We start from the raw sequence: 6,741 nt of genomic DNA, 5'->3' as shown, positions 1-6,741 counted from the left end.
AACGAACCGCGCTACGCTTCACCTACGGAGTGCCTTCCCGCTTTGTGAACATGGACCCTAGACAAGTCACATTTTCTCAAACAGGACAGGCACTTCCGTGCATTACAGGTCGTGTCAACAGCCTATTTCACGAAACGTCGAGGCTAGATGGTGGACGCGGCCGCGAGCGTCATAGATCGGCGTAATCGCTGATTCCAGTCGGACGTTGGTCCGGTTGCGAAACGAGACCGTGATCGCCTGTGCGCCGGCCAGATCGAGCGTGCGCGGGAAAATCAGCCTGTAGAAGTTCTGGAACACCAGCGAGCTACCGAACGGCTCTAGCTTGCCGTCGAGGTGTTCGGTCACCACGACGCCGTGCACGATCTTCTCGACGGGATCGCCGTCGCTGTTCTTCCACCGGACCACGATGCGGTCGCGCCCGATCACTGCGCCCTCACCCGGTACCGGTTCAACACGATCTGTTCCGCGAGGTTCCACCCTTGCCAACCGCCGCGCATTGACACGCTGCCGTAGTCGGACGCGAGTTGTTCGGGGTTGGCGACCAGGCGCGCCGTGGCCGTGACGATCACGGCGGCGATGTCCTCGGCGGGGTCGGCTCCGGCGAACCCACGGCCTCGGGTGTAGCTGCGGGCCAGGGCCGTCACGACGGCGGCGTGGTCCCCGGCCAGGGCGACCAGACCGCTGTCGTCGCCCTGGCCGAGGAAGTCAGCCACTTGCTGGCCGGTGACCGCAGCCACTTACGCCTCGGTCAGCAGCGTGACGGCCTTGTCCTGCAGCAGCGCGGTATCCCACCGCGACACCACGCGAATGCCGATGCTGTCGTAGTCGCCCCAGGTCTGATCGAGAATCTTCACCTCGGCGTTGACGTCGCGGGCCACGACGACCTTGGAGAAGTCGACCAGGCCGACACGCGCCTTGCCCGGCGCGGTGCCGGTGTTGGCGATGTTGTCGGTCAGGATCACCGGCAGACCGAGCAACCGCAGCTCGGTGCCGTTCTGGATGGTGTTCGGGTCGATCACATAGCGCGCATCCCCGGTGCCCACCTTGATCTTGCGGATAGCCGCGAACGACGCCGAGGTCATCACCCAGTGCGTCGGGGTGACCTTGTTGCCCTGCGCGGTGGCCAGGCCGTCAATGAGGCTGTCCGGGTCGGTGAGGTCCAGCGTGCCGGTCGCGATACCGGACGCACGCAGAATCCCCTTGATCGTGTTCGACGTGCCCGCACCGTCCCACAGGGCCGCGTCGAGCGCGTTGGCCACGTCGGTGACCAGACGGGTACGTAGCACCGATTCCAGCCCGACCACCGAGGTACGGATCAGCTCGTTGGAGAGCTTCACCAGCACCTTGAGGCCCTTAAGGGTGGACGGCAGCAGCGTGACCTCATCGAACGCCACATCTCCGTCACTGATCTGCGCGCCCTCGGCGACAAACCCGGCGCTGACACCGTTGACTATGCGCGGCACGCGGACCGGAGAGCTGGAATCGAGCACGACCGGCCCAGCGGCCAGGAACGTACTGGCCTGTTCGAGCGGCTGGACAAGCAGGCTGGCGACCTGCGACTGAATCAGGGTGGAGTTACCCGACGTTACTTCGATAGCCATTGGCGAATGTCCTTACACAGCAGTGGATTTCGATATACGGAACCCTTGCCGCCAGGACAACGATGGGGCCGGTCCGCCAGGAACCGACCCCATCAGTGTACCCCCGAGGGGTATCAGGTCAGAGACTTGAGCGTGTCGAGCAGCGAGAACGGCTGCGACGAACCGCCGCGCTGCCCCTGCCCGATGTCACCGACCGGCCTCCGGGACGCCAAGTGCGGCTTGTCGGCCAGCAGCGCGTCCAGGGCAGCGGTCATCGCCTCGGGGTCGTCCAGGTGCTCGGCGTCGAACGGCAAATCGGTCGGATCGGCCAACCGTCCCGTGGCCCGCACCAACTCGACATGCAACCGCTGCGCCAGCGCGTCGGCCTGCTGCGCACGCTGCCGGTAGCGCCCGTTCTCCTGACGCAGCTTCTCGACCACCGAACGCGGGAACGTCTCGGCGTTGTCGTCGTCGGGGTTCTCGTCGCCCTCGGTGGCGCCGGTGCCCTCGGTGGCGGCGTCCGTTTCCTCGGTGGCCCCGGTGTCGGTGGTCTCGTCGGTGCCCTCGGTGGGGTCGGTGCCCTCGGTCTGCCCGGCGTCGGTCTCGGTGGTAGCGGTCATGATGCTGTCCTCTCACTCGTTGTTGTTGTACTGGTGACGATCTCCTGCTGACAGTTGCATCCGAAATGGCGCTTGAAGTGGTGGCCCGTGGGGAACGTCCGGCCACCCTCGGCCCACTTCACGCAGCGTTCGCACGGGTCGGCGTCGAGCACCCGCCGCCACCCGGTGACCTGCGGTAGGCGATTGATGATCTCCACCGTGATCGCCTGCCCCGTTTCCAGCGGTTCGGAGCGTGCCAGCCGTTCCAGCCGGTTCGCGGCCACCTCGGACGGGTCCGGGGAATCGTCCGGTGCCGCAGCCGGTTCCGGTACCTCGGTACGGCTTTCGTCGTCGTCCAGGTCATCGAGCACGGTCAGCACCGCCTTGGTCAGTCGTTCCGAATCGTCGCGTGGTGCAATGCCGGTCGGTGGCTGCGGGACACCCGTGGCCGTCTCGATCTGTGCGCTCACGAACAGATCGGCCAGCGTGGTTGCCGCCGCGTTGGCCGTGGCGATGACCGACGCCATCGCTGCCGCCGCCGCGTTCGGACCGACCGTCCCGGCCTGCATGGCGGCGTACACCGTCAACACCCCCGCCGCCGTCGTCCCGGCAAGGTCGTCGGTCAACTCCTGGTAGCGCTGCACGTCGGTCACGCCGCACCACCGCCTTGCAGCAGGGTCAGACCGGCCCCGTCGAGCGCCTCGGCGCGGCGTGCGGTGCGGATCTTGGCAACGTCGTCGTCGGAGTACCCGAGCTTGGCCAGCGCATAGGATGCGGGCAGCAGGCCAGCCTGATACAGCTTCACCACGGCGTCGGCCTCCTGCGCCACCGAACGGGTCGCGGCGTCGGACCACTGCACCCGAATGTCGTCAATCCCGTTCGGGTCGGTGCCATCCCGGACCGCGATCATCAGCCGCGCCACCTGTTCCCAGGCCCGTCCGAACGTCGCCTGTCGAGCCTCAGCACGGGCCGTCAGGCTCGCCTCGGCAGCCCGCAGCGCATCCGCGCTGGCCGGATTGTCGCTGAACACCCCGACGTAGTGCGCGGGAAGCGTCGACACGGCCATGATCTGACCGAGCAGCACCTTGACCGACTCCCCGTAGCCCGACAGATCGGCAGCGGCGAGCTGGCCGAACTTCGCGGCGTCGTTCTCCGAGATCATCGCCCGATGACCCTCGGGAATCGGGTTGACCTCCTGCATCACCGGCTGGCCGTCGTCATCGAGCACAGGATCGCCGTTCTCATCGAGAACGGGTTCCTCGGTCAGCTCGATGCCGGTCGCCCAGCGCCGGGGCCGACCGACGTACTCCGAGGTCGTCATCATGTCGGCCAGCGACTTGTTGAGCGCGTCGACCAACGGCTTGAGGTCGTCAATCTCACTGCTACCCCAATCGCCAACGATGCGGTCGGTGTTGCGCAGATTGACCACCGGCACGACACCGAGCGGGTTGGGGATCACGCCAATGGTGCGGAACCCGTTGGCCACCGCGCCCTGTTGATCGGCCCGGAGACGGCGAATCTCACCGGGTTCGTAGACCACGGCCTCAGTCGTCTTGGCCTGCTTGTCCTCCCACCGCTTGACCGCCGCGACGACCTCGCGACTGCCGGGGTCGGTCAACACGGCAACCTGCTTGGCTGACTCGACGGTCACCCGAGGCCGGCCAAACGGGTCAGCCCACACGATGACGTAGGAATCTCCCAGCAGCAGCGCTTCACGGTGCGCGACACCGCTGGTCTGGTCTAGATCGTTGCGGATCCAATCGGCCCACAACGCAGCGTCTCCGGTGAAACCGGTCACCCGCAGCCGCTCGGCCAGCGCGGTCACGGCCAGGCGCGGAATGTTCGACGCCATAACGCCGAACCGGTTGCCCAGCGCCGTCTTTGCCTCCGGCGACAGGAACGCCAACGGCTGCCGACCCTCGTAATACCGATCCAAGTCGGCATACCGGGCCAGCGGTTCGTTGAGCCGCTGCAGCAGCTCGGTCAGCAGTTCGGTTTGGGTGGTCATGATGCGAAACTCCTTACGCGCCTACGGTTCTTCTGCTGGTGGAACGCTGCCCGGTCAAACGCCACGATGGCGGCAACGGCGGCGTCGATCTTGCGGGGTGACCCCCGTTTGTCCTTGCTCACCAGGTCGCCCATCGGGGTCGATTTCGCCACGCAGTGCGCGACGTGCGCGGCCATCCTCGGATCGCCGTCGTGGGTCACGGCCCTGGTCGCCACCGCCTGATACAGCCGATCGGTAGCCGGGGCCATCCGCTGCGCGTTCGCGGTGTTCCATTCGAGAACTCGGCGCTCACCGTGCCGCTGCGCCCACTGCTCGATCTCCGAACGCCAACCCCACGGGTCCGCGGCCAGTTCGATCACGTCGAACTTCTGAAACGCCATCTGCACGGCCATATCGACCTCAGCCCGCGGCACCCGCCACCGGGGATCGCCGGGGTTCTCCCACAAGCCCTCAAGCCACAGATGACCGTCGAGCGTGCAACCGACCAGCGCCGTCGAATCACCCGAGGCCGACCCATCGAACGCCAGGACCACACGCTCACGCGGCCCCACGGACCGATCAGCAGCGCAGGCATCCCACAGGCCCCACGGCAACCATGACTCGACGCCGGTCACCCACTGGCCCAACCGCAACTGACGAAACACCGGCTCGCGCAACGTTCTACGCGCGGCCTCGATGCCATCCTCGGCGAGAAACGGTTCCTCACACGCCAGCGCCGGATTGGCCACGCGCCACCCTTTGCGGTCGGTGGTTGCGCAGCCCTCCGGGGCGGCGAACTCGCGGAAGTAGAACGACGGATCATCACCAGCGCGACCATGTTCGACCAGCCGCCACATGACGCAATCCGGCGACGACGACGGCGTGCTGATCGCCAGCGTCAGCGACTCGGGACGCTTACCGGACACCGACGTCACGGCCTCCCATACCGCCTCGGTGACCACGTGCAGCTCATCCACGATCAGCAGCGACGGGTCATGACCGTGCAGTGCTCCGGGTTCGGCAGGCAGCGGCAGCAGCATCGAATCGTTGTGCGGCACCACGATCTTGTCGGCGAACACCTGCGCCCGGTCGGCCAGCTCCGGGGTCAGCTCGATCATCCGCTTGGCCATCCGCAGCGTGATCGCGGCCTGGCGATGATCGCTGGCGACCACCAACACCTCGGCGCTCGGCGGGCCGACGAATAACTCAGCGACCGCCAGCATCGCCGCCAGGCCCGTCTTGCCGTTGGCACGGGCCACCGACACCAGGCCGGTACGGATACCCGCAGCGAACGCATCACGGACGATCTCGGTCTGAAACGTCCGCAGCCGCACCGGCTCACCGGCACCGACACCCTTGGGCACCCGCAGGTATTCGGCGATGAACGCCAACCGTCGGCCAGCTCGATCATCCGGCAACCCGGACAGATCGAGCGGGGCAACCTTCACGGTGCCCTTCGGCCCGGCCCTCATGCCGTCACCCCGTTTGCTGGACCCTGTTTGCTGTTTGCTGGCGTCAGCGCCGCAGCCCCGATTTCAGTGTGTAACTCGGATTTAGCCTCCCCGCGCGGGTCTGTACCCGGCCAGGGAGGGGTGTACCCCCGGGTCGCGCGAAACGACCGTGTTTGCTGGCCACGTCCGGGAGTTTGCTGGGGCCGGGCAGCGCCACGCTTGCGGTTGCACGGGCCGCACACCACGTCCACATCCTGCAGCCGGATCGGCTTGCCAGCGGCCTTGCGTTCCCACGCTTCGGGGGTGTGATCGCACTGTAAACGCTCGGCGGCCCCGCAGTCCGAGCACCACGGCTGCAGCTTGCGCGCCTTGGCACTGAGACTCTGCCAGGCGGCGTCATATCCGCGTTCCGACGCCGAGACCTTCGGACTCGACTTTCGGGCGTGATCCGGGCAGCGTGGCCCGTCGGCGGGCTCGCCGCACTCGATGCAGGGACGCAGCGTCATCAGTCGTCCCACCGCAGCGGCTTGCCGTGCTTCTGCACGAAATCAGCGACCAGCGACGCGGCGTGTGTGCGCTTACCCTCGGCCCGCAGCTTCGGCAGCATCTCGCGGAGGAACTTCTCATCGGCCTCCCGGTCGGGCTGTTCGGGGTTCAACGCCATGCCGAAGAACTCCCGAAACTCGTCGTCATCGTCGAGCGCATCGTCGTCGTCCTCGAAATCGCCGGGGAATATCTCCTCGCTCGCCATAGTTCTTATCCTCCCATTGTTTCGTGCAGCAATTCCGACGACCAGTTGCACGTCCATTTATGTCCACCGCTGCACTCATATCGACCGATGAGCGAATTACCCGGACCCGGCCAATGCACCTCGAACGGCTCGGTGAGCGTGTCCATTCGCGCGCAACCGCAGTCAGCCACGCAGCCCTTACAGTAGTCCCGCAGCATCTCAATCACAGCTCGCCGCCCGCCTGTTTTCTCGTTTGCTGGTCAGTCCATTTGTCCAGTCGGCACGGCCCGCCCGGTTCAGTCAGGCCACAGTGAGGCCACCAGTCAGGCCTTTCCCTGACTGTTGGCCCCACTGGCCCAACTGCGAAAGTCGGCCACAGTCGGGCCAAACTGTT

Annotated in this window: 8 protein-coding genes; all 8 read right to left on the bottom strand. The window is 66.3% G+C overall.

All coding sequences use genetic code 11. The features are described from left to right. Positions 1–114: 114 nt before the first annotated feature. The 8 genes from ACXMYJ_RS10135 to ACXMYJ_RS10100 all read right to left on the bottom strand — a co-directional run bounded on the left by ACXMYJ_RS10135 (position 115) and on the right by ACXMYJ_RS10100 (position 6,368). A complete protein-coding gene (locus tag ACXMYJ_RS10135; protein WP_460355840.1) occupies positions 115–426 on the bottom strand; it encodes a hypothetical protein in 312 nt (103 codons plus the stop codon). Continuing rightward, on the bottom strand, positions 423–737 hold the full coding sequence (locus ACXMYJ_RS10130; RefSeq protein WP_460355838.1) for a hypothetical protein: 315 nt from the start codon (positions 735–737) through the stop codon (positions 423–425). Before ACXMYJ_RS10130 ends, ACXMYJ_RS10135 begins: the two co-directional genes overlap by 4 nt. Then, complete coding sequence (locus ACXMYJ_RS10125) at positions 738–1,601, bottom strand: phage major capsid protein (protein WP_460355835.1); 864 nt, start codon at positions 1,599–1,601, stop codon at positions 738–740. A 113-nt stretch (positions 1,602–1,714) separates the two neighbouring features. Then, entirely contained in the window at positions 1,715–2,200 is a 486-nt protein-coding gene (locus tag ACXMYJ_RS10120) for a hypothetical protein (RefSeq protein WP_460355832.1), read from the bottom strand. Beyond that, positions 2,197–2,832 (bottom strand): hypothetical protein, encoded by a 636-nt coding sequence (locus ACXMYJ_RS10115; RefSeq protein WP_460355830.1) that lies wholly within the window; start codon positions 2,830–2,832, stop codon positions 2,197–2,199. Before ACXMYJ_RS10115 ends, ACXMYJ_RS10120 begins: the two co-directional genes overlap by 4 nt. After that, positions 2,829–4,187, bottom strand: coding sequence for a phage portal protein (locus tag ACXMYJ_RS10110; RefSeq protein WP_460355828.1), 1,359 nt, complete (start codon positions 4,185–4,187; stop codon positions 2,829–2,831). The genes ACXMYJ_RS10115 and ACXMYJ_RS10110 overlap by 4 nt, the downstream gene beginning before the upstream one ends. Next, positions 4,184–5,638, bottom strand: a complete 1,455-nt coding sequence (locus ACXMYJ_RS10105; RefSeq protein WP_460355825.1) for a terminase large subunit domain-containing protein — start codon at positions 5,636–5,638, stop codon at positions 4,184–4,186. Before ACXMYJ_RS10105 ends, ACXMYJ_RS10110 begins: the two co-directional genes overlap by 4 nt. Positions 5,639–6,122: 484 nt before the next feature. Next, on the bottom strand, positions 6,123–6,368 hold the full coding sequence (locus ACXMYJ_RS10100) for a hypothetical protein (protein WP_460355822.1): 246 nt from the start codon (positions 6,366–6,368) through the stop codon (positions 6,123–6,125). Positions 6,369–6,741 lie beyond the last annotated feature (373 nt).

The sequence above is a fragment of the Mycobacterium sp. ZZG genome (assembly GCF_054786995.1).
Note: the sequence above shows the minus strand (reverse complement) of the source record. Positions and strands in the feature narration are given on the sequence as shown.